Origin of the sequence: Psychrobacter sp. UBA5136, assembly GCF_002414005.1 — a bacterium.
Lineage (GTDB): Bacteria > Pseudomonadota > Gammaproteobacteria > Pseudomonadales > Moraxellaceae > Psychrobacter.
Genome location: NZ_DHYG01000003.1, coordinates 23670 through 49258, shown reverse-complemented (window position 1 = coordinate 49258; position 25589 = coordinate 23670). Strand labels below are relative to the sequence as shown.

Below are 25589 nucleotides of genomic sequence, written 5' to 3'. Positions count from 1 at the left end.
AGCGGTGTTAAATTTTATAACTTAAATTTATGACTTAAATTTTATAGTCATGCACCGCATCGATAAATACTTTGGCATTTTCAGGGTCGACCCACTGGGTAATACCATGACCTAAGTTTGCCACATAGCCCGTTTTTTCGCCACTGGCGTACGCGCTATCGAGCATGGCATTGACTTCAGCACGGATGGTTGCAGGCGAGCCGTATAAAGTCGCGGGGTCTAGGTTACCCTGAATGGCCTTGCTGCTTTGTAGTTTTTTATGTTGTTTGGTCAATTGACGCTGACTTTCCGTCAGCACTTGACGAGCACGGTTAATTGGCATCGTCCAGTCTAGACCCAAAGCATCGGCCTCGCTATCGGCTTGCACGTCAAGCCAAATTCCGCCGCCTTTGGTAAATAGTACGACGGGTATATCGGGATGGCGCACTTTTAGCTCAGCGACAATGCGCTTATTATAGGCATGCGAGAAATCGACAAATTGACGATGGCCAAGGGCGCCGCCCCAGCTATCAAATATCTGTAAGATTTGCGCCCCAGCAACCACTTGCGCATCCAAATAATCAATCACCGCTCTTGCTAGTTTGTCTAATAATTGATGTAAAAAATCAGGATTGCTGTATAAAAATCCTTTGGTATAGCGATAATCTTTTGAGCTACCGCCCTCAATCATATAGGTTGCTAGCGTCCAAGGACTACCAGAAAAACCAAACAATGGCACTTGTCCGTTTAGCGCTTTACGGATACTTGTCACCGCCCGCATGACATAATCAAGCGAATCATTAACATCCAGCACTGGCAATCTGTCTAAATCCGCTTGCGTACGAATCGGATGTTTAAACTTCGGGCCTTCACCCGTTTCAAAATACAACCCAAGCCCCATGGCATCAGGAATGGTTAGAATATCACTAAATAAGATGGCGGCGTCTAAATCAAAACGACGTAACGGCTGCAAGGTAACTTCAGTCGCACGCGCGGTATCTTTACACAGGCTCATAAAATCACCAGCTTCAGCGCGCGTGGCTTTATATTCTGGTAAATAACGGCCGGCTTGGCGCATCATCCACACAGGCGTCGTATCTATGGGCTCAAAGCGGAGTGCTCGTAGCAATCTATCGTTTTTTAAAGGCGCAAAGTTCTGCTCAAGCGCATGGTTACTGTCTAAAGCACTCATGTACAACTCTCCAAAACAGCCCTGTATTAAATAAAATGAATAACAGGGCTAGATAAAATAAGTGAAAGAAAAAAATAATAAACGCTTATCACCGATAGATAACGGCATTTAACTCTAAAAACTCTATCGTCAGTCGATAGCTGCTTTTGTATGTTAAATGCCCTTTACTATTAAGCTTTGAAAACACCTACTAGGGTATGACCGTCATTCAGTCGATGGCCCTCTCAATAGGCCAAAAATGGCTACGCTGTTAACGCCAAGCTACGCTGTCAGCGCCAAATTGTCTCGGTGTACCATAACCACACGCTCCTCCTTACTACCAAGGATTCTATCAAACTGCTCGGTACGCTCACGAGCCACACGGCAAGCGTCACGCGATGAGAAATTCACTTGACCGACCGCGATACGCTCGCCCGTGTCTTGGTGCACAATCTCAACCACGTCGCCTTCATCGAAATCACCGCGTACTTCGACGACGCCGACTGGCAATAAACTCTTGTGATGCTCGACGACCGCTTTTACAGCGCCCGCATCGACAATCAACGTGCCAGCCATACGCAAATGCGCCGCTAGCCACTGTTTACGAGCGATGATTTTATCTTCATCATTGGTGGTCAGTAGCGTACCGACAGCTTCACCAGATACCACACGCGTAATGACATCGTCGATAGCGCCGCTGACGATAACCGTCGGACAGCCGCCCATAGCAGCAAGCCGACCGGCACGGATTTTGGTGAGCATACCACCGCGACCAAGTTTGCCGCCATCGCCAGCAATATCAAATAAATAGTCGGCCATCGCCCGCTCTTGGCGTATCATTTTGGCGTTTGGATTATGGCGAGGATTGTCGGTAAAGACCCCTTCTTGATCGGTTAAGATAATGTACAAATCAGCATTAACCATCGCCGCGGCCATTGCGCCTAAGGTGTCATTGTCGCCGAATTTGATTTCGTCAATGGTGATGGTATCGTTTTCATTAATCACTGGTAGTACGCGCCACTCTAACAATTGCGTTAGCGCCCCCGTCGTGTTCAAATAGCGACTACGGCTAGATAAATCATCATGGGTCAGTAGCAGCTGCGCGCTTTGAATACCATGCTGAATCAATGCCGACCACCAAGTTTCAATCAAGCCCATCTGGCCAATAGACGCACAGGCTTGTAGCGCCGCCAGTTTTCTTGGGCGCTCATCCAGATTCATGCGTACCACGCCTTCAGCGACGGCACCTGATGACACTAGTAAGACTTCCACGCCTTGCTTATGCAGTTTTGCAATCTGCTTTGCCCATTCGTAAATGGCAGTTCGATCGAGCCCTCGTCCATTATTGGTTAATAACGATGAGCCAATCTTGACAATAACGCGCCGAATATCAAAGTTGCGAGCTTGCTTAACAAACCTTGCTTCTTCTGTCGTGTTCTCTATGTCAACTGCCATATAAACTCCTGTTGCTAGGGTAAATGAATTACGTGGATTATATTAAAACTGTACGCCCACCTATGTAAAAAACGAAAAATAAACGCTTGTTGATTTAGCCTTGGGCCTATTTAACCTTAGCGATACTTAAGGAACGTATACCACTTCAACGCCATCGTCGAAATCGTCATCGTCGTCTAAATTCGTTCCTTCACGCGCCGCCTTACGAGCCGCACGATAGGCTTCCCGCTGCGCTTCGGTATTTAAACGCACTTCTGCTTCTAAGCGCTCAAAACGCTCTTTTTGGGCTTCTGCAAACATAGGATCTTCGATTTCGCGCTCACGCTCACGCTCAATCTCATTCATTAAGTGGTATTTAATCGTATCAACGCCTTCGCCGGTCAATGTCGAGGTACGAAATACCATACCTGTCCAGCCAAGCTCAGCCACAATATGGGTACAAAGCTCGTTTAAGTCTTCTTCGGCAACCTGATCGATTTTATTTAGTACCAAAATTTGTGGCAGATTGGCCAATTCAGGCGAAAAACGCTCGAGCTCATTTAAAATAACGCGGGCATTTTCTACGGGATCGCTGCCATCGACCGGTTTTACATCAACCAAGTGTAGCAGACGACGCGTACGAGCGACATGTTTTAAAAAACGAATACCAAGACCAGCGCCTTCTGAAGCGCCTTCGATTAAACCTGGAATATCGGCCATCACAAATGAGCGATGACGACCGATATCCACTACGCCTAAGTTTGGCACTAAAGTGGTAAATGGATAATCAGCAACCTTAGGTTTGGCCGCAGAAACCTGACGGATAAAGGTAGATTTGCCCGCATTAGGCAAACCAACCAAACCCACGTCAGCCACGACTTTTAGCTCAAACTTAAGTACTTTTAGCTCGCCTTCAAAACCTGAAGTGGCTTTGCGCGGTGCTTGGTTGGTCGAGCTTTTAAAATGGGTATTACCCAGACCACCGTCGCCACCTTTGGCAATCAGCAAAGTCTGACCAATTTCAATCAAATCGCCCAATACTTCGTCGGTCTCGGTATCGACTACCGTCGTACCAATTGGCACGGGCAAATAGATGTCATCCGCACCCTTACCCGAACAGTTCTTACTTTGTCCGTTCTCACCGCGCTTTGCATCATAGCGGCGCGTGTAGCGATAGTCCACTAGCGTGTTGGTGTTGTCATCGGCAATGACATAAACATCGCCGCCCTTTCCACCGTCGCCGCCATCAGGGCCACCGCGTGGGACATACTTTTCTCGGCGAAAACTGGCGATTCCGTTACCACCGTCACCTGCTTTTACCGTTACGACGGCTTCATCAATAAATCGCATCTTACGTTCCTTTATTTACCATCTTGATTATCAGCTTACAGTCGGCGACTGTATTTTAGATGGTAGCTATATGTTTGGGTAGTTATAAAAAACTTAATAACTATAAAAAATTTTTTAAAAATTGTGCTGCTAGCATGCAATAGCACGCTTAGCCTTTATTATGACAACAACACCCGATAACCATTCGGACTATCGGGTGTTTGAATACTATCTTTAATAATTGACACCGATTTATCTAGGATAAAACTTACTGCTGGATAGCTATTTTTCCTTAGCATTTTAGCTAAATAGAAATAGCAAAAACAGCAGCTGTGCAAATTTTTACGCTGGGATTTGCGCGTAGCTGATACCAGCCATTTGCGTTGCCAAGCGTAGTACCTGAGTGCTATAGCCGACTTCGTTATCATACCAAATATAAACGATAGCATGATTGTCTGTCAAAATCGTCGCTTGCGCGTCAACAATACCGACATGCGTATCACCAACAAAGTCAGTCGATACCGCCTCGGTAGAGTCGGTATAAGCAATTTGCGTTTGCCACTGACTGCTATTAGACACTTTACGCATAAACTCATTTAACGCGTCTGCACTCTCTGGCGCGGTTTTTAGATTTAAGTTTAAAATCGCAAGGCTAACGTTTGGCGTTGGCACACGGATAGCATTACCGGTTAATTTACCGCTAAGCTCTGGTAATGCTTTACCAACCGCTTTTGCCGCACCCGTGCTGGTGATAACCATGTTAAGTACCGCACTGCGACCGCGGCGATCTGATTTGTGATAATTGTCAATTAAGTTTTGATCGTTGGTGAACGAGTGAATGGTTTCGACGTGACCGTTTTCAATGCCGTACTCATCATTCAATACTTTGAGCGTTGGCGTAATGGCGTTAGTCGTACAGCTCGCTGCACTGACGATAGTGTCATCGCCAACGGTATCGTTATTTACGCCATAGACGACGTTTTTGATATCGCCGCCAGCAGGAGCTGTTAGCAGTACCTTTTTCACGCCAGTTGATTGTAAGTGCTTGCCAAGACCATCTTCATCTTTCCAAATACCCGTATTATCAATCACCAGCGCATCATTGATGCCATAAGCAGTATAATCAATCTCACTTGGGTCTTTGGCGTAAATAACCTGCACAAAGCGGCCATTAACAATCAAACCGTTATTTTCATTATCAACCACCACCCCGCCAGCGAAGCCACCATGGATTGAGTCACGCTCAAGCAATGAGGCACGCTTAGCCAAATCGCCTGCTTTTGCCGGACGGACAACAATGGCTTTTAATTGTAGGCCTTTGGCACTTGACGCTTGAGATAACAACAGACGCGTTAAAATACGACCAATACGGCCAAAGCCATATAGCACGACATCAGACGCGCCATTAGCAGTGCCTTTATCATGATTAATAGACTGCAAAGCCGTTTGCAAATCACTGTCATTGGCAATTAGCTGACCAACATCGATTCGCGCTGCTTGGATATCTTTATTGTCAGCAAGCACCTTAACCATCGCTAAGGTATCCGCGATATCGATAGATTTAGCATCTTTATTACGTAGCGCTGCTTTTTGATGCAAGGCCAATATCTGACCGACAGACGTCGTATTTAGCGCATCGCCAAACAAGGTCACTTGCACATCTTGCTCGTTATAAAGCTTGTTTAATAGCCCCATGAGCTCAATGGCTTGTTGCTCTTGTTGGTTATAATTGCTCAAGTGGTCTTGATGTAATTGGCGTAAGGTATCAGCGTTGCTCACGAGAAACATCCTTCTGGTCAGTAATTAGGTAATCAGTAAAGTAGAAAGCAATATAGATAGGTCATCATTAATTTAGATAACGATTTTAAAACGATAACGCTCGGCTATTACAGCAGTGGTTATCGTCACAGTTTTTATCGTCGCAGTATTTAGATAAGGGAGATTTTAGCCTAAAACGCCCTATTTTGCTAGTGATAACCAAATTTGTCGAACTTATGACATTTTTTATGGCTTTATAAGTTGCTTAATAAAAATAAAGTCAGCTTATACAGCTAACCCACTTTTAATTGTCTAAAACCTGTCTAAAAATATGTTAAATATAAAACACTTATACGGCTACGACATCCTTAAGGCACCAGCTTCACCGTCTGATTGCTTTGCGGGGTAAGCTTAAATTCTCTTAAATCATAGCCCTGATTTTGTGCAATTTGACGATATTTTGCATAAGTTTCTTGGCTTACATTTGGTGAGCGAGCCAGCAGCCATAAATAGTCTTTATCCGGCGTGCCTACCAATGCTGTTTTGTAATCGGCGTCACGGGCAAGCACCCAATAATCAGCACGGCCGACGGGCACCCAGCGAATCCACGACGGTAAAAAAGTAACCTTTAATTTACTGCCAGTGCCATCTGTTGGTTTCGCTAACCCTTCAGCCGTAATAGCTGAGCCGTCTTGCGCTTTGCACTCATTAATCACCTTTATGCCTGAACCATCAGTTTTTTCAATATAAGTTGCCGTCACATCACTGGCACAATTACGCTGAAAATACATCGGTAAACGCCCTATTTCATACCAAGTGCCTGCGTATTTTTTTAGATCAACGCGATCGACTGTGGTTGGGGTTTTGGCAGATTTATGAATAATAGCACTCGGCTTGAGAGACAAAGTCTCGGTGGTAGTTTTATCCATGGTCGCATTAGCCGTCACATCAGCTTTAGCCGCTGCGTTGCTAGGTGGCGTTGCCGCATACGCTGAAAACGCCGCCAGCGGTATGATAATCGCCAAAGCAATACCTGTATGCTTGATGAGACCATTCATAAATACACGTTCTGGTATTGTTGTTAGACCTGTGTCTTCAGCTTCATAGGCAGCAAAAGCTTCAGAGGTGACAGGGCTTTTAACTAAGCTATCTAGCGCATCATCAATGTTGATATCCGTCGTCTTCTGCACTTTTTGATAATGATGGGCTTTTTTGTATCCACGGCCATTTTGTGAACAGCTACCTTGTAAACTGCTACCTTGTGAATCGTTGCTGCGTAATATTTGAGCGCTTTGTGCGTCTTCTTTATTGTTATTATCGCTTTTCTTAACCGATGCAGACTCTGACGCCTTAGGAATGCTTTTCTTAATGCTTTTATAGCCAAATTCGTTGTTTGTTGCTGGTTTAACTGGCGCAAAATTGTTTACTGACACGTCGTTAGCGCTATCGCTGTCATTGTGATAGCTAGCGTCATTACTGGCATTACTTGTTTGCGATGCGTTATCTGTATTGAGATAACTTTTATTGAAATAATCTTTATCGCGGTAATGCTGACTTGGCTGGCGAGTCTGCTTTGATTGAGAACCAGCTGCCTGCGAATCAGGCCATGCTGATTTAGGTAACTTATTGGTTTTCATAGGAGTACCATTTATTAATAGTGAACGTTAAAAATTCTTCATGTATCAAGCTTTGTATTGATTAACTAAGTATGAAATAATTCTCAACAATCACTTTAGAGATAAAAGAGGGATAACTGAAAATTAAATACTGTAATAGTCCATATTTACTATAATTTTTAAATGGCGCTGCAATGAATAACATAACGATAGATAAGAAGTGGTTGGATAAATAATTTCTCGATAAATCGCCCTTAACAAACTGTTTCAGCGCCCTTTAATAATTTGCAGATTTATATTAATGGCAAAGGTCTTTTAAGAACAGTGTCGCAATGTAGGAAAACGCAACGGTTTGTAAGTAATTCTATATTTATCGCCGACGTTGAATACATCGTTACTGAGTGTAAAAACAAATTTAAAATCAGTGGTTTGTCATCCTCTAAATCATGCTGGTAGGTAGCTTCGCATCTGGTTTTAGCTTTGTCCTGCTCTTCAATTTCTTGGCTTATCTTCTGGTTTAACGGTGGCTTAAAAACGCCTCTGTCATAATAAAAAAGTCATCCTAAACTTTACTAAAAAACTGACGAATCCCAGCAACTGCTACGCCGCCGTACTGCGCTACTTGCTCACTCATCTTCGGTGACAGGCCGCCTAACCCAATCACTGGCATATCTGCTAACGTCGCAAGCTCTGCCCAAGTTTGCCAACCAAGCGCAGCCGTTTCAGGATGGCTCTGAGTGGCTAGAACAGGCGACAAAAAAACACCGATAACGGGTGGTAATTGCTGCTCTAAACGCGCGTATGCCAGCTTATTAGCGGCAGCGATACTTTCAGCGTCGTGACAACTTACGATTAATGGATGGCTTGTAGAATAGTTTGCACAGGTACCGCAGTAAGATTTATCATCGCTGTAATGAGTGCTTAACCCTTGCAGCAGGTCGGTGTGAGTTAAATGTTTCGCTACAATTTGATGATGTATGATGATCTCATCTGTTTCGTTGTATTGGAACCCATCAGGCACAATCGCATGGATATCTGGTCGTAAACGCAGCAACTGCTCGATGGTATGTTCTGCATCTACGGCTTTTAATCGAACATAAACCCACGCGTTATACGCCAAGTGCGCCGCATGATACTGTAACCACGCTGCTGCTGGATGAGCCGCGTCGCTAAAATGGGCTAACGGATAGGTGATGGCTATTTGCTCTGGTAAGCGCAGCCATTCAAGAATGGTCTTATTAGCGGCTGGTAACGCGTAATCTCCCGCTAGCAGCTTTGATTTATCCACCCAAGTTAGTGCTTGTCCTTCTAATCCCTGCTCACAATCTTTATGCTGCTCATACTGCATTGCTGTCAATGCCACCTTGTACACCTGCAAGCAAACCTGCTTATCGCCATAGTCATGATGCAGCCGACCAAGCTTCACGGCAGTATTACTGGCAACATCAATGCCCGTCTCTTCAGCGACTTCACGTATCAGTGCTTGCTGAGCAGTTTCACTGCTATCTATCTTACCGCCCACAAATTCGTAACGATTACCTTGGTGTTGCAGGGCATTTCTAAATCCAAGTAAATACTGCTCCTGATGATAAATAACCGCCACCGCGACATTAACGATGGTCACTGGTTTATCCGTGCCCGCTTCATTTGTGCTTGCCTTGTTTGTATCTGATGAGTTGTTAATCGAAGAGTTTGAATGGCTGGGCATTCGAGTATCCTTTATCAATAAGTTGCTGTTTTGAGTTATAAATTAGGCTATAGCTTTGCCGCCTTTATAAATAAAGCTTTATATAAGTTTACATAATAATTGCAATTTATTTTGCAAATTGACTTGCAAAAACTATCAATGTAAATGACAATTATTATCGTTAATAGCTTATTTTAAGCCCGTACATGTTTAAAACCACTACGCTGCTTTGTCCACTTTACCAAAAGGAATTCACTATGAGCATGGTCATCTCTCGTTACTTAAACTGCCGCGAAAATCGCTTGCCTACTCTACAGTCACAGCACCTATTTGCGCTAACTAAAGAGGTCCGTATCGAGCACGAAGGTGAAGAATACCGCTTACGCTTGACGCGTAACAACCGCCTAATTTTAACCAAATAAACTGCCAACCTCATAAAAAAACGCCTTTCTCAAAAGGCGTTTTTTATTGACTCAAACTAGAGCGTGTCCTCAATTCAATCGATGAACTTCTAAATGGCTAAAAACAGCTAAATTTTACCACTAGAATTGCCAACTGTAGACCACGTCCACCGCATTTTCCGCCGCTGAGGTTGCTTCCACATAAATCCGGCGCGTCAGCTGATAACGGACAGATAGGCTGTTTTGGGCATTAAACACACCAACCCCGTAGCGAATATATAAGTCAGGGGTCACATAACCGGTGACGTTGACGTTGGTATCCTCACTACTTCCCGAGGCATCAACCGTCAAACTTTGAAAGCCAAACGCTTGACCTATCTGATTGGTCAGATTACGTGTGCCACTGAGTCCAAAGCTTAAACCTGCTGCCGCCAGATTATTGGTGACCTGTGATTTAAAGCCTTGCTCACTGATTTGGGTGGCGCTCTTATTATTAATACGGCCCGTTACCAAGGCATTCATCGCTTGCTGCTGGGTGAGCCCAGCATTATTAAAGACAATGATGTTTGGATTTTCTGTATTGCCTTTCACGCGCACGCCGACCGTTTTACCACTAATGGTTTTCACCGCCTCAATGCTCAGATTGGGTTTCATCACATTGCCGTTAAAGCGCACTTGACCATAATTAAGCTCTAGGCTCTGACCAAAGATGTTGACATTGGTACGACGAGACACCTGCACGACGCCTTTGGCGCGCATGACGCCAGTGCCGCTTTGCGTGACATTAATTGCGCCTGCTAAAGGAATCACTGCCCCAAAACCACGGAAATTGATATCGTCGCCCAAGTCAACACCAATATCGGCGTTGATTGACCAAGGTTTTGAGATGGCCAAAACCTCGTCAATATTACCAATTAAACGGCGATCGAGCACGACAGCGTCTTCGGTTTGGGTAATGATGTCTTCACTGGCTTCTGGTGGACGAATGGTCGCTGACGGCACGCTGACGGCACCGGTAATATTGACATAACGGTCGCCTGGGCGCACGATGATGTCAATATCAGGATTAATCTCAGCGACCAACAATGGCGGCTGGGTTAATATCAAACGCTCGCCAATAATGCTTAATTTAGCCTGCAATTTTTGTTGCCAATTGACCGTACCCGTCAGCGTGCCTGTGCCCGTACCGCTATTAAACTTGCCAGCAATGGTCGCCTGCGTGCCGCGAATTTTAGCATCCGCATTGACCTTGGTTAAGTTGATGGGCAAATCAAGCATCGCAATACGGCCGTCAGCCAGCTTAACATCGCCATAAAACTGCGGCTTATCGAGCGTACCACCTAAACCCCCTGCCATGGTGATATTGCCTTCTAGCACCCGCATACCAGGGAAGAATGGCTTAAATATCACCAAATTAAGCTCGTTAAGCACCAGTGCACCCGAGATTGGTTTTGGCGTTTTATAAGGGTTCACGATGACTTCGGCATAGCCACGCGCACCGCGGCCGGTATTAATATCCGTACGCAGCTTGATACCTTCAGGAACCGACAAAGCAATCACGGACACGCGCTTATAAGGCAAAGTGACGGGCTCACTATCACCATCTTGAATCAAGCCGATTTTGCCGTTGTCAGAATACAGCGTGGTATTAATCGTCGGCGGACGACCGCGTTGCCAACCGACGATCGCTTTACCATTAATCTTGGCTTGCCAATCGATGTCTTTTGGTAAAAAGACTGAGAATAGCGAGGTATCCAAATTTTGTACAGCCAAATTGACCTGACCGCTGGCTGGTGAGGCAATTAAGTTTTCACGTAAACACAGCTTGCCCGTTTGGTCGGTCGCTTGCCAACAGTGAGCGGCTAATTGCACTTTTAAGTCGGTTGAATTTTTACCTTGTTTTTTGGGTAAATTGACAATCAATTGCGCAGGCTGTAGTTGGTTTAACGTCGCATATTTGGATTTGATTCGGCCTTTACCGATGACGCCTGACCAACTGAGCCTATCGCGATTAAAACCGCCTTTAAGCCTCGCTGCGATAGCCAGCTCATCATTCGCCACCTCAAGATTGACGACGTGCGCCTGCTCTGTGCCGTTAAAGGTTGCATAGACCTTTTTAAAACTTTGCCCCGCCGCATCCAACCCTTCAGCGCTGATAATAAGCTGACTTGGGCTGTTGGCCAAATTGACCAGCTTACCGCGAATACGACCTTGACGCAAAATAAAGCCCGGCAACGCAAGGCGTTCACCAACCAAATCAATATAAATCGTCGGTAGCGCCTGTCCTGCTGGCTGCGATAAGGTGACACCGCCCGTCACTTTGCCAGCAAGCTTGTCTGAGAGCTGATCAAGACTGGTGATATTAACCTTAGCTTGTAGCTGTCTGGCATTACCATTGGCGGTGAGATAATTATCGCCCCAGCGCAGTACCAAGTTATTGGCATTTAAGCTGTCGATTAAGGCGTTAACTTGCTTATATTGCGCCTGTGCGTCTTGGGCTTGTAAGCGTTTAAAATAACTGGTCAAGTCTTTTGGCAGATGCATCTTCGCCGTCAAACTGCCTTTCGCACTGAGCGGCTGGCCTTTTAACATGCCACTTAGATTGACTTGTTTGATATTAATGGTTTGCTGATTATCGCTCCAACGCCCATCGGTATCGATGCTGCCAGTGATGGTACTTGGGATGTCTTTAAAGAAATAGCCCAAGTTAAAGCGATTCATCACCGCCTTGATATCCCACGCGATGCCTTTACGCACATCCACCGTACCGCTGGCATCGATGCTACCTGCCGCGCCCACATGGCGAAGACGCTTGATACGGATTAGCTGCGCATCACCACTGGCATCGATGGTCAGTTTGCCAGCTGGCAATTGCTCAGCGTCTAATACGCCATCAAAATTTACCGCAAAGTTTTTAAGTTGCCCTTTAGCATTAGTATTGTTTTTTGGTGCGGTTTGCCACACGCCGCTGGTTTTTAAATCACCCGTGATAATGGCCGCATTATTAGGTAAAAAATAGCCAAGGTTAAATTTGTCAAAGCGGCCATCGACGGTCCAGCCGATGTTTTGACGTAGGTCAATAACGCCATGAGCTTTTACTGCGCCCGCTTCACCATTATAGTTAAGCTTACGAATACGAATCAGCTTTGGCGTACCAGCAGCATCAAGCGCTAAGCGCCCTTTTGGCACGTCAGCGGTATCAATGTGTCCATCAAAACGCGCATCAAAAACAGATAGCTCACCGCCGATAATATCGACGCTGGCATCTCCGCCGCCCGTGATACCAATAGCACGGCTATCTTGACTGGCATCAAGGTTTGCTTGCAGGTCTGTATTTTTAAAACTAATAATATGGCGCTGACCTTTGATGCGATTTTTACTAATATTGAGCATACGCCCGCGCGCACTGATATGCCCTGTTAGGCGCTCAAGCGGCAAATCACTGCGATATTTTTTGGGTAATAAACCCGTGGTACGCGCATCAATTTGCCACGTTAGCGGACGTTTTTTGCTGGCCAGTTGTATTTGTCCCGTGCCCGATAAATCGCCGACGATGCCTTTATAGTTCAGGCGGTTGATATTGATGACATCGCCTGCTTTACGTACACGCACATCGTAGTTGCCTTTGGGCGCCGCATTTAGCTCGTTAATGACTGCCTTGCCATCGACCGATAAGTTTGAGCCGCGAATGATGACATCCGCTTGTCCGCTTGGGCTGTCAATATTGCCGATATTGGGAACATTTCGGCGCACAAGGTTTTGCCATTTGGCATCGATATAAAAAGGCGCGACTTGTTTGGATTTTGCGCTTCGGCCACGCGTAAGCGTTTTGCCGCGAACGATATTGGCATTTACGTGCTCGCCATCGCGCTGACGCAAATCTGCATCCATCTCTAGATTGCCAGCCTTGTTTTTATGCTGATAATGCACTGATAAGCGGCCATTAAGCTTTTGCGGTGCATAAGCTTTAAAATCGGCATATTGGTTAGGAATGGCGCGACGAATATCAAAATTGGTACCAGTAGCGCGCACTTTGGCATCAAAGCTGTTTTGCCAGTCTAAGATACCTTGCAATATCAAGTTGCCCGCTGGCACCTGAGCTTCCAAGCGATCAACGCGCAGCTGACTATTGGCGATGATACCGCGCCCTTGATAGTGGCCTGATGGAATGTCTTTGGCGGTAAGCTCGCTATTGATACGCAGACGTATCTCTGAGATGACGCCCGATGCCGTCGCCACACCACTTTTTAGGTGGATATTTTGGCTGTCAGCATAAGGAATCAAAATATCATCCCATTCTAGCTTCGCTTGAAACGGCGAATCTTTATCCAAGCCTTGTACGACAAAATCACCGCTGACATCGCTGTCATTATAGCGGCTACGTACTTTACCTATGGTGCGTTTAAGCGTACCCGTTGCGGTGATATTGAGTGGGTCAATATAGGCTTTTTCTAGTGCACTCACCTCGACGATGGCGCTTAAATCTAAAGGATAGTCGCCTTGTAAATCCGCCTGACCTGTTAAAGCGCTGACTTTAACAATATCAGCATACTGCAATTTGCCGCGCCCGACATTCACCACGCTACCCACCCAAGTCAAATCTCGCGCTTCGATATCATGCACGACGATAGGGTCTTTGGTCACTTGTTTATAAATGATGGTTTTTACTTTTGCCTGATCAAAGCGCAGGTTAACCGGCAAACTAAGGGTACGATAATCGTACGGCTCGCCCGTTGGCGGCTTATTATTGATAATCTCAATGGTTTGAATATCAGCATCGCGAAGATGCACTTCTTTAGCAAATATCGCACGCCAGCCTATTTTGACATAGGCTTTATCGACCAATATCTCAAGGTCTTCGTTGGCATTGATATCGATATCGCTGACCCAAATACCATCGCGCAGATTGCCACGGCCATATTTAAACCCGATACCCGTCTCAGCGCTGATTTTTTCTAAAATGAATTTTGTGCCCGATTCAGTACCGACCGCGTATAAAAATATGGCAAACATAATCGCCAGTACAATAAGAATAAGTACCGTTAATTTGAGCAAAAAAGACAATGGATACCAGTGTCTGACGGCGCGGGCATCACGCTCTGCTGGATCTTCATCCGAGGGCTTATTTGGCGGGGAATTTTTGGTCAACATGACACTCAGCTATGTTAAAGAATGATTACCAGCAAGCGCTAGAATGAAAAATTAAGGCTTTTTTGCTGCTTATACTATAGTCGATTCACTTTAGAACCAATACAGTTGGATAACCTGCTACTGGGATGAATTTTTCGCAGCCTCTGTCGGCGTAGGCACAGCAAGCAAGCAAGAAAAAATTGTACCAGTAGCATACGATTATTAACGTATCGTTTTATTTTGGACTGCCTATAAGCACGGTTTTTAGTGATGCTTTTATAGCCACTTATAGTGAGTAGCCATTTATAATGAGCAGCAACTTATAAAGGCGACCCAATAAACAGATGCAGTCTAACAGGGATACTCTCTTCCGTCACGCCAGCGGCAACATCGACACGTACCACGCCAACTGGCGACGCCCAGCGGATACCCACGCCAACGCCGACTTTGGTATCTGTCTCAAAATCTTTGTCATAGGCATTACCGACATCGGTGAAAACTGCCCCGCGAAAGCCCGGTTTGAACTCATAGTTATACTCAGCACTACCGACGGCGAGGATTTGCCCGCCAGTCAGATAACCCTTGTCGATCGGTGATAGGCTCTCATAATCGTAGCCGCGGATACTTTGATCGCCGCCAGCAAAGAAGCGCAGCTTATAGGGCACTTCATAAAAGTCATCTGCCCAGATATAACCGGTATTTAAACTGCCCAGCACTTGGTGTTTATCGTCAGCACCAAAGCTATAAATACCGCTCACGCCTGCGCGCGCTATCGCCATGTCTGTATCACTGAGGGCGCTTTCTGAACCTGCCTCAAGCGAGTAATACTGGCGGATACCGCGCGTAGGATTGGCAGCATTATCGACGTCGGTCTTACTCATGCCGTAACCAAATAGCAAGGCATGCTGCGTAGGCTTAGAGGAGGTAAAGCGCACTGGAAGATTTTCTAATTCTGCTTCATCAACTCCCGTCTCTAACTCATCCAAACGGTAGCGCACCGAGTAGCTACGATCCCAGCCATTCTCACGGCGAATATTACGCGCCAACGCCGCTTTTAGGGTTTTGGTAGACAAATCAAAATTGCCTTCGCCTTGGTCGATGACCTCTTCTTCATACGTCAACCGCGCATCCAACTTATCATTTAACGGATGCTTCCATGGTCGACTGCCATAAACGGTGACATTTTTTGTGATGCGTGAGACTTCGGTCTCCGCCCCTGCTTGATACCCTTTACGATTGATCAGATTATAATCTATCTTAGCGGTTGCCCGCACCCCAGTATCGGTACCATAACCAAGCCCGACTTGGGCATCGCGTGGTTTGTTGGCAGAGACAAACACGTACAGCGGTACTTTTTTAGTTTCTAACACTTCTTGCGGGGTTTTACGTCCCGCAAGCGTCGGCGGCACAAAGTTTTCATCGGCAAGAAGACTTTTTTCATCGGGGAATATTTTTTGTGCAATATTACTGATAGAGTCGCTGATTTTACCCAAAATACTGCTGGACGCTTGGTCTTTTTCATCCAATACCCGATCGTTTGGCAAGCGGCTTAGGCGTTCTGCTTTTTGTTTAATGGCTTGCAGTTTACCCAAAGTTTCTTCATCTGCTTCAAATTCAATGGCGGCGATATCGGCTGGGTTAACTGTTTCACCACTGTTGGCGTAGGGCTCACCATTACTGCCATTAATAACCGCGCCACTTTGTTCAGTATTATTTATATCAGCAGCATTATTGGCATCAGAAGCACCATCAGCATTACCAGCCTCATTGGTAGTAGGTGAGTTATCAAAAGCCAAGGTAGTGCTTTCAGTGCGTTCATCTGGCGGCAAAATCGTCTCGACGTTAACGGTATTAAAATAACGGGTCGCCGATAAATCATTACTAAACTTGGTCACTGCGGGACGATAAAAATGATCACCTTCTTCAAAGCCGACCAATTGCTTTAACAAGGTCAATTCAACGGGCAGCTTTTCAGGATCGCGCGTCAGCGTGCCTGACTCTTGATCATAAGTAAAAAATACCACTTCATCAAACTGGTAACGATCACCAGTGTTATAAACCAGCGACACATCGGCGGTATTGTCCGGCAAGATAATATCGACCGATTTGTTTAGCCAATATTGATCAAAGTAACCATAGGTATTGCTGAGCGACTCAAGCGCCGCTTTGCTGTCTTTATAAACGCGGTGATTAAAAATATCACCTTCTTGTGGCGGCAAATCATCTTCAAGCTTAGCAAATTCTTCTTGCTCGCTGCCTTCGCCGCGAATATCAACAATGCGGCTATCGACGCGTACCGGCTCACCTAATTTTTCAATAATGACATCAATGGTATCGCTACTGGTTTGGCGCAAACGCAAAGTCACTTCATAGTAACCGACAGCTTTTGCAGCATCTAAGGCGGACTGGCGCAGACGCGGTAGCGCGGCGGTAAAATCAACCACAGACTGCACCGTGGTGTCATCGATTGCTGCCTTGATATTTTTAAATGGTTGAACATCATCATCCGCTTTTATGAGTTTTGGTTGGGTGTTTCTGGCACTGTTTTCGGTATTGTCGCTTAAATTGTCCGGCGCTGCTTGTTGCAAATAAACGGTCGTTTCAACATGCGGTAGCATGATGGCACCGCCATTAAACAAGCGATTATAGAGGCGCTTAATGATATTGCCTTTATTGCGCGCTAAGGGTTTGGGTTTTGAAGCTTGCTCGATACTTTCTTTGACGGCTTCAGTATCGTTTTCATAATTCGGTAAATAATCATCAGGATTGATACTGCCTGACTGAGCATAACCTGACTGCTCATCTTCTACACTACTATCCACCGCCATGCTGGCCGTGCTATTACTGGGGCCACTACTGACTGCGTCGCTGACATTAATAGGACGCGACATAACATCAGCCGTCTCTGCCTGTTTAGCAGCTGTCTCATTGCCATTTCTACCTAGCGTCTCAAGATTGCTTGGGGTTGGCAGATTGGTGGCATCCAAATCCACGTCTAGACCAATTGGCGGGGCGGTATCATTTAACGTCGCGACGGGTGCATCGAATGTGTCCGACATATCCAGTTTAGAAGAGTCGTTTTTAGAAAGGTCGTTTTTAGAAAAGTCGCTGTCGTTATGGCGGCTACCATTCATATTACTAACGTCATTGCTCTGATTGATATTGTCGATATCTTGGGCGTTTTGTCTATCCATCGCCGCCAGCTCGCGATCAATCTCAGCAGGCGTCATCATCTGATAGCCTTGCTGCTGTACGGCATTTGCTTGCTGCTCTAAATCTGCATTGTCGTTAAATGCTTGAGCGTCATCCAGATAATCGACATCGTTAAAGTCATCATTTAAAAACTGCGAAGCATCAGCGTTATTTGCAGCTCCGGTCTCGTTTTTTTTAGGTTTTTTGATACCTAAGTTTTGCTCGCTATAATCGTCCAATACTGATTTATCGATAATACCTTGTTCGACGGCTTTTTTTAGACGTAGGGCATCTAAGGCGATATCGAGCTGACTATCTTCATCCGCATCATTTGCACTGTTTTTGATAAGTTGGCTGCTGCTCGGACTGTTGCTGGTGTTACTATTTAAATCGGTGGCAGCAAAAGCGGCAGGCGCGATACCAACGCTCACCCCAAAACCAACCAAGCTGGTGGTCAGCGCACTAAACAACGCCGTACGCGTAAAATAAAGACGCGGATTGTCCATACGATTAGTATGATCAGGATGAGCAAGATTGGCTGAGCACGGCGGCGCGTTTGCCACATCGCGTGGCATCACCGATAAGTTGGGCGCTAGAGTTGAAGGCTGATGTGTCATATGTATTTCCTATCACCTCACGCGGCACAAGGTTGCGAGTGGTTGCTGTCCATTTTTACCGGTGAATAAACGTAGTGCTGTTAGCTAAGATTATAAGTTTGGTCGGCTAAAATTTACAAATCATAACTTAGTTAATTATCAAATCATAGCATCGCGCGCATGTATTTTTATCAAAGCCTTGCTATTATACGGCTTAACAGCGATAAAACCTATGCTATATTTCGATAAGTTTTTGATACTGTTGATAATTGTTTATATAACAACAACGGCATAATACCCTTTTCTCTACTTTAACCGCCCTGACCCATTTTTCTCTACTTTAACCGCCCTGACCCATTTGTAGGAATTTTCATGGCCAATCAGTTTCAATTATTTAAGCGCCGCCGGTTTAGCGCCATGTTTTTTACCCAGTTCTTGGGTGCGTTCAATGACAATATTTTTAAGCAAGCGTTGATATTGGTACTGACCTATACCGCTGCCAGCCAATTGGGCGTGGAAGTGAGTATTTTAAATAACTTAGCGGCGATGTTATTTATCTTGCCGTATTTTTTATTTTCAGCATTGGCAGGGCAAATTGCTGATAAATTTGAAAAATCAAAGCTGACACGCTTAATCAAATTGCTTGAGATATGCATCATGATCATTGCTGCTGTCGGCTTTGTCTTTGAATGGTATGCGCTGTTATTTGTGGCGCTATTTTTGATGGGCACCCAATCGACATTTTTTGGCCCGATTAAGTACGCCTATTTGCCGCAAGCAATGAGAGAAGATGAGCTGGTCGGTGCCAATGGTCTGTTTCAAATGGGCACCTCGCTTGCCATCTTGCTCGGTATGATTATCGCTGGGGTACTAACCCAAATTACCCAGCCGTTATTTTGGATTAGTGTCACTGTACTATTTGTCGCGGCAATCGGTTATTTTGCCGCGCGTTTTATTCCGACCATGCCAGCGATGCAGCCTGAGCTGAAGATTAACTGGAACATTTTTACCACCAGCATGGCAACGGTGCGCTATTTATACTCCTTACCCTTTTTATTCTTTGTCATTCTTGGTAATAGCTGGTTTTGGTTTTATGGCGCGACGTTTTTGACCCAAACGCCTGAGTTTAGCAAAGTTATTTTGCATGGCGATGAGTCGGTGGTGATTTTCCTATTGACACTATTTTCAGTCGGGGTGTCGATTGGTTCGCTACTGTGCAAATCCTTGACCAAAAATCAAGTCAGCCTGCGCTTACTCCCCTTTGGTATTGCTGGGCTTAGTATTTTTGCCATTGATTTATATTTTTCTTTGTCAGGGCTCAATATCAATGCCAGCTCGGCTGAGCTATTTGGTATCAGTGATTTATGGGGTCTGAGCGGTAGCTGGCGCGTATTTGCCGACTTGTTCTTTTTAGGTTTTAGCGGCGGTTTATATATCGTGCCTTTATATGCCTCTATGCAGGCTTATGCGCCAAAAAGTCATCGCGCGCGCATCGTTGGCGCCAATAATATCTTTAACGCCATCTTTATGGTTGGCTCGGCGATATTTTCGATTGCGGTGTTAAATGCGTTGGGTCTGACCCTGCCACAACTGTTTTTAGTGACCGGTATATTAAATGTTATTTTCGGGTTATTTTTATATATCAAACTTAATAAACATATCAAACACGCCGTCATCCAAACCCATGATGACGAACGTAATCGGCACGATTAGAGCGTTGAGCAAAGTAAATCAGTAAGCTTATAATTTTACTGCCGACATTCTGTATTGTTTGCTATAGTGGTTTGATATAGTAAGGCTCATAAGAAATTAAGCAGCCTGTAAGCATGCAATTTTAAACATGCAGTTTCAAAAGAAATCAGATAACTTAAACTTGTTAATCATACGTTCTATTTATAATAACTGTTTATAATAACTATAGCATCAGGAGTGAATCATGGCCCTGCGTCCCTTATCAAAAATTGACCAGTTATTACTTGGGGTGGACAAGGTATTGCGAGCGGTCGTACCGCATTCAAATCCCAGCACTCGCCCCCTACCTGTGAGCAGTGACGAGATTCCTGAGCTCAGTATCACCGAGGCGCGTCATGTCGCAGGCTTGATGCGTATCAATCATACGGGCGAAGTCTGCGCGCAAGGGCTGTATCACGGGCAAGCGTTTGCGGCAAAAGATGATAACGTCAAACAAGCCATGCAACAGTCGGCTGAAGAAGAAGTCGATCACTTAGTGTGGTGCGAGATACGCTTGGATGAGCTTGGCAGCCATCCTAGTATTTTTACGCCATTATGGTACGGCATGTCGTTTGGGCTTGGCGCGGTAGCAGGGGCTATCTCTAACGAGTTTAGCTTGGGCTTTGTCGCCGAAACCGAAGCGCAAGTTAGTGAGCATTTACAAGATCATATCGGGCAATTACCACCGCAAGATCAGCGCTCAAGAGAGATATTGGCGCAAATGGATATTGAAGAATTACACCATCGCGAGCTGGCACTGTCCAATGGCGGCGCGGCATTGTCACCGCTGGTACGCCACACCATGCGCTGGATGGCCAATCGCATGAAAGCCACGGCTTATCATTTATAATACGTGCGCAGTACTGTAATTGGTCTTTATTATAGTAGCTACAGATAAGACGTTGTTATTTACTTTTAACAATCCTACTACTGTTCGCACTCAGATTAATTTGCTAGGGTATTAAAAATTTGTACGATTTTGCGCCATACTACAGCCTTATGACCAATCAATGGACGGATATATAACGAGTCAGTAAATACAATAACTGGTAAACGATAACGATTAAACAAGGTAATTATTTTTATGAAAGCCATCAGCCAACCGAATGTCACTAATAATGTCTCTAGCAATGTTTCTAATAAGGCACCGAAGTTTGCAACCCTCACGGCATTAGCTGCCGCCTGTGCCATAATGCTATCAGCGCCTGTCAATGCAGCAGAAGCCGATACTGCCGCAGCGTCCGCTACGAGCAGCACAGCAGTGCCTAGCGCAATCGACTCTAGTAGACGTGTGATTCGCCTAGCAAAACCGAATGCGGCCATCAGCACTACTCAAGCTGATGCACAAGCAAATATGGCGACACCAAATAACGCTCAGCAAAATAACGTGGCTCAACCAACGTTTTCTCAAGCCAGCAATGCGCAACAAGGCAATGTCCAGCAGGCTATTGCGCAACCAAACCCTGCACCTTTAAACACTGCGCAAAATGCTGCCCAGCCACCAGCCGTACCAGCCCCAGATACCTCCGAATTGACAGGTACGACGCGCGTCTATGAGCGTGGACCTATCAGCGCAACGGGGACTGATTTGCGCAGCGGTCAGCTACCAAATATCCCAACGCCGCAGGTCAGTATCTCGGATATCAGCTTTGTACCTACCGTACTCATCCCGCAGCAGCAAGGGCTTGGCACCGACAAACTCGATGTCAGCTTACTCGATGACTTTATTAAAGAAGTGTCGCCAAATGCGCGCCATTATCCGCCAAACTTCCCTAACCGTACCCAACGCCACAACGCGCGCGAAAAAATCAAGGTCATGACTGAATGGATTGAGCCGTATGCCAAAGCGCCAAATGCTTCCTATGATGTCTTGATTCGTGCCGCTAAACTCAATGGCATGGGACGTAACTTAGATTTAGGCTCAGAATATACGGTACGCGGCGGACAATATATCGATCGCGCCATCAAACTTAAACCGAATAGCGGTGAAGCCAATTTTATTTATGGCATGATGCTCTCAGAAGGCGGCGGCTTTAAAGAAGGGCAAAAATACCTCGATCAAGCGGTCAATCTTGGCTACACCGAAGCTGAGCAAAGCCTCGCGCAGTCCGACTTATTAAGCGATCGCCGCGATAAAGCGTTAGAGCGCCTGCGCCGCTTAGAGCAGCAAAACCCGGATAATGCCATTATTCGTCAACAAATTAAGCTGATCGAAGACGGTAAATTCTATATTTGGGATATCCCGGCACCAGATATTGATATCAAGCCAAGTACTTAAATCCTCGTTATTTAAAGCTTAATGGGTTAGCTGTTTGGCAAAATATCGCTCACACTTACCTATTGCTAAAGAGCCATAAAAAAGCGCGCTTCAATTATTGTTAATAATATGAGCGCGCTTTTTTGTGCCTAATTTTGTGTCTTATATACAAATATCATGCGCCATTTTCGAGCAGTGCCTTGCCCATCTTTTCGATAGTATTTCATGCTATAGGAATATAAGATAGCTGAACATAAGAGAATAAATACAATAGCCGCATAACGAAAGTTACATTACACTCATGCTGACCTATAAGTGAGCCATTTCACCATTTATTGTGCATTCCTGACTATTATTACTGGAATTACCTATGACTTTTGCTGACCCTGCCGACAGTACATCGCTGCCAAACCATAAGAATAAGTATAAAAACAAAAAGCCTATCGCTCTATTGGCAGTGGTCGCAGCGATGGCACTGTTACCTGCGTGTAGCACCGTTTCTGTTAACAAACAGCCATCAGCAAAGACCATTGCAGCCCAGCGCGGCAACATCGTCACCGATAACAAACTTAGTAGCGATACGGCTTCGGCTTTATTGTCAGCAGGGCTTAACGAGCAGGCTTGTATGCAGCAGTTTGATCTGTGCCTAACGCAGCTTACTGACAGCATGCTGAATAAACACTACCGTCCAGCGTTGGCGGTTTTTGCCGAATTGCACTATGCAAAAGCGCGCCAGCTTGGCGAATCTAAAGATTGCCGCAATGCCCTTGCCCGCCCGCCCATTGATCCTTACTATGCCAATGCGCCTTTAAGTGACGCGGATGCTAAGGCGCAAAAGGAAAAAACCCAAAGCTGTTTGGTTGACTACCAAGGACGGCTCTTTGATGCCATCAAATCCAGTTATACCTATTTATTTTATGACAGTTTAAAGCACGATTTTGAAGGCGCGGATAAAGGAACCAGCCACTCACGGGCGCAAAGCCGCATTCCAAGTGAGATGGATATCCAAACCCAAGACATCTATAACGCTGCCAGTAATGATGTCATCACTCAGCTTTATCAGTCGGCTGACGGTAGCAATAAAATGATGGGTGACACTAAAGTAGAATACCTGCCAATCTTGCCAGCGGCGGCAGACTCGCGTAAGAGTAGTGAGCAAGCGGTGATTAGCAATCGAACGCCTGTAAGCGGTAAGCCGACCGATCAAATCAAAGTCATGAAGATACAAATAGATAATTATAATCTGAATGTTTATTTGCCCAACGAAAACAACTATCTCAAAAATGCCAACCAACAAACCGCCGCGCTAGCAGATCTGGTCTCAACCTATGAGCTGCGCCTCTCTGGACTAAACTCTATCAGTAAACGCCCGGGTCTAGGTATCAGCTTGGTGGCTTCCTTAGATGACCGCTATACCACCACCATTCGCGAATTGTTGCTCTCGTCGTTATCAGGCAGACCTGGCAGGCTGCATCAAGAAGCCAGTCATCAAGAAACTAGCCGCCAAGAAGCACGTCATCAAAAAATAGATAATCGTGATAGAAAAGGGATTTCAAATGGCAGTTTAGACAGCGATGATGTCAGTGCACGCATTTACCCAACTGGTCACTTACTGATGACAGGGCTGATCAAGCCTGCGGGCGCTAGCGTGCTTGATACCCTGAGTAGCAAACAGCTTGATATACATCTATATAATCCTTACCGCAGCGAGAGCGCTAATATCTTAGGTGACGATTATCCACTGGCGGCAAACTTTTCGGCAGGCTACGGATTATGGCTAGCAGAAAATCAGCTCGATGGCGTCGGCTATTTAAACCTCATCACTCGCAAAAAAGAAGCCAGTTTACCCAAGCTCTTTATGCTAGAGCCTTATGACCCAGACAAGCGCGTCATCATCATGCTGCACGGTTTGGCGTCGAGCCCAGCGACGTGGGTGAATTTAACCAACGATATTTTTAATGACGATAAATTGCGCAACAACTATCAAGTTTGGCAAATTTTTTACCCAACCAATTTGCCCATTTTAGAAAATCGCTATCAAATCCAAAAGCTCATCAATACCACCTACCAGCAGACAGACCCAACAGGGCAAAATGCTGCCAGCAAAAACAGCGTTATTATCAGCCACAGTATGGGCGGTATCATTGCGCGTATGATGCTATCTGATGAAAATTTGGTCGATGATTTAGACCGTCTTGATGACCAAAATATCCTGTCAATGGATGAGAAACGCCGAATACGTGAGGCGCTCAAACAATCTTTGGGCAAAGAGCAGCTAAAAGAGCGTTTTGAGCTAAAAGCCCTGCCTCAAGTGGATACAGCGGTATTTTTATCGACCCCTTTTCGCGGTACCGATTATGCCGATCGCTGGTTTACTCGCGCGCTACGCCGCATTGTTTATCTGCCAGTCGGTTTGGTGAAGACGGTCACCGATAACTTGGCGGCGCTTGCTATTCAAGGCGACTTGGCCCAAAACCCGCTCGGCGCCCTTTATCTACAAAATGGCGCCAGTCAATTAAGCGATAAATCCTCTTTTATTCAATTAACCAAAGACATCAGCATCAATGAGCGCGTCACGTATCATTCGATCATCGCCAATAACGATGCCGATATCACCAGAGGTTTGGCGGAAATGCAGCCAGCTGGCGCAAAGCTTGATTTGTCCGAAGCAGCAGCAGAGGAGGATAACGCAGATGACGCGATCGAGGTCGATGATAGCAATGCGCTGTTAACGGATAGCGAGGCGTTACCAGGTAAGCCGCTGGTTGCCGCCGTGACAGTTGATGGCGAGATTGGGCAAGCGCTAACAGAACGTCTGTCAGATGGCATCGTGCCTTATACCAGCGCTCACCTCGACGGGGCTGCCTCAGAGACGGTGATTAACGGTGGTCATAGCATTCAGGAAAACCCGCAAACTATTTTGACCTTACGGCGTATTTTGCATCAGCAATTACAACAAAAAGAGGAAAACTAAGCTTCATAAGTCGCGTTACTACAAAAAACGCTGAAAGCCTATTATGGTAAATTGTTTTTTTATATTACTGTTTGGTATCTATTGATAACAATAGTTAAACAATGGCTGTTATTTAAAATAGTATTGGCTAATATTGTAAGTGCTTTATGACCGCTAGGTGTGCGATAACACACTTGTGCAACTTGCGCGTGCGCAGGGTCAGGCGCATAATACTCAAGCATTTAATCTTGAGCATTTAAACTTGGTCATATTGTCATTGATGACTATTTGATAATTTATAAGGATATAAATTATTTACTTTAGCTAAATAGTAGTAACTGCAACCTATGAGTAG

At 45.5% G+C, this 25589-nt stretch carries 13 protein-coding genes; 5 read left to right on the top strand and 8 right to left on the bottom strand.

Annotation, left to right across the window (positions count from 1 at the left end):
- Positions 1-34: 34 nt before the first annotated feature.
- The 6 genes from hemE to B4240_RS00495 form a co-directional block, all read right to left on the bottom strand.
- Complete coding sequence (gene hemE / locus B4240_RS00520) at positions 35-1171, bottom strand: uroporphyrinogen decarboxylase (protein WP_296236243.1); 1137 nt, start codon at positions 1169-1171, stop codon at positions 35-37.
- A 261-nt stretch (positions 1172-1432) separates the two neighbouring features.
- Positions 1433-2605: a glutamate 5-kinase gene (proB, locus tag B4240_RS00515; RefSeq protein ID WP_296236242.1), complete on the bottom strand. Its 1173-nt coding sequence runs from the start codon at positions 2603-2605 to the stop codon at positions 1433-1435.
- 126 nt (positions 2606-2731) lie between these two features.
- Complete coding sequence (cgtA, locus tag B4240_RS00510; protein WP_296236241.1) at positions 2732-3934, bottom strand: Obg family GTPase CgtA; 1203 nt, start codon at positions 3932-3934, stop codon at positions 2732-2734.
- Between the two features lie 321 nt (positions 3935-4255).
- Positions 4256-5701 (bottom strand): glyceraldehyde-3-phosphate dehydrogenase, encoded by a 1446-nt coding sequence (locus B4240_RS00505; RefSeq protein WP_296236240.1) that lies wholly within the window; start codon positions 5699-5701, stop codon positions 4256-4258.
- Between the two features lie 338 nt (positions 5702-6039).
- Entirely contained in the window at positions 6040-7308 is a 1269-nt protein-coding gene (locus B4240_RS00500; RefSeq protein ID WP_296236239.1) for a lipocalin family protein, read from the bottom strand.
- A 541-nt stretch (positions 7309-7849) separates the two neighbouring features.
- Entirely contained in the window at positions 7850-8995 is a 1146-nt protein-coding gene (locus tag B4240_RS00495; protein ID WP_296236238.1) for an NUDIX domain-containing protein, read from the bottom strand.
- 242 nt (positions 8996-9237) lie between these two features.
- Here B4240_RS00495 and hemP point away from each other — a divergent pair, with 242 nt between their 5' ends.
- Positions 9238-9396, top strand: a complete 159-nt coding sequence (hemP, locus tag B4240_RS00490; RefSeq protein ID WP_227672156.1) for a hemin uptake protein HemP — start codon at positions 9238-9240, stop codon at positions 9394-9396.
- Positions 9397-9516: 120 nt separating this feature from the next.
- On the opposite strand, the gene B4240_RS00485 is transcribed toward hemP, so the two are convergent.
- Together B4240_RS00485 and B4240_RS00480 are read right to left on the bottom strand one after the other, a co-directional pair.
- Positions 9517-14526 carry a translocation/assembly module TamB domain-containing protein gene (locus B4240_RS00485; RefSeq protein WP_296236237.1) on the bottom strand — a complete coding sequence of 1670 codons (5010 nt, stop codon included), beginning with the start codon at positions 14524-14526 and terminating at the stop codon, positions 9517-9519.
- A 299-nt stretch (positions 14527-14825) separates the two neighbouring features.
- Positions 14826-18314, bottom strand: a complete 3489-nt coding sequence (locus B4240_RS00480; protein WP_296236236.1) for an autotransporter assembly complex protein TamA — start codon at positions 18312-18314, stop codon at positions 14826-14828.
- A 351-nt stretch (positions 18315-18665) separates the two neighbouring features.
- On the opposite strand from B4240_RS00480, the gene B4240_RS00475 reads away from it, so the two are divergent.
- From B4240_RS00475 to B4240_RS00460, 4 genes are all read left to right on the top strand, one after another.
- Positions 18666-20006 carry an MFS transporter gene (locus tag B4240_RS00475; RefSeq protein WP_296236235.1) on the top strand — a complete coding sequence of 447 codons (1341 nt, stop codon included), beginning with the start codon at positions 18666-18668 and terminating at the stop codon, positions 20004-20006.
- A 229-nt stretch (positions 20007-20235) separates the two neighbouring features.
- On the top strand, positions 20236-20874 hold the full coding sequence (gene coq7 / locus B4240_RS00470; RefSeq protein ID WP_296236263.1) for a 2-polyprenyl-3-methyl-6-methoxy-1,4-benzoquinone monooxygenase: 639 nt from the start codon (positions 20236-20238) through the stop codon (positions 20872-20874).
- A gap of 234 nt (positions 20875-21108) precedes the next feature.
- The gene (locus B4240_RS00465) at positions 21109-22302 is read left to right on the top strand and encodes a tetratricopeptide repeat protein (protein ID WP_296236234.1); all 1194 of its coding nucleotides are present in this window, start codon (positions 21109-21111) and stop codon (positions 22300-22302) included.
- 349 nt (positions 22303-22651) lie between these two features.
- The gene (locus tag B4240_RS00460; protein ID WP_296236233.1) at positions 22652-25255 is read left to right on the top strand and encodes an esterase/lipase family protein; all 2604 of its coding nucleotides are present in this window, start codon (positions 22652-22654) and stop codon (positions 25253-25255) included.
- The last annotated feature ends 334 nt before the right edge of the window (positions 25256-25589 follow it).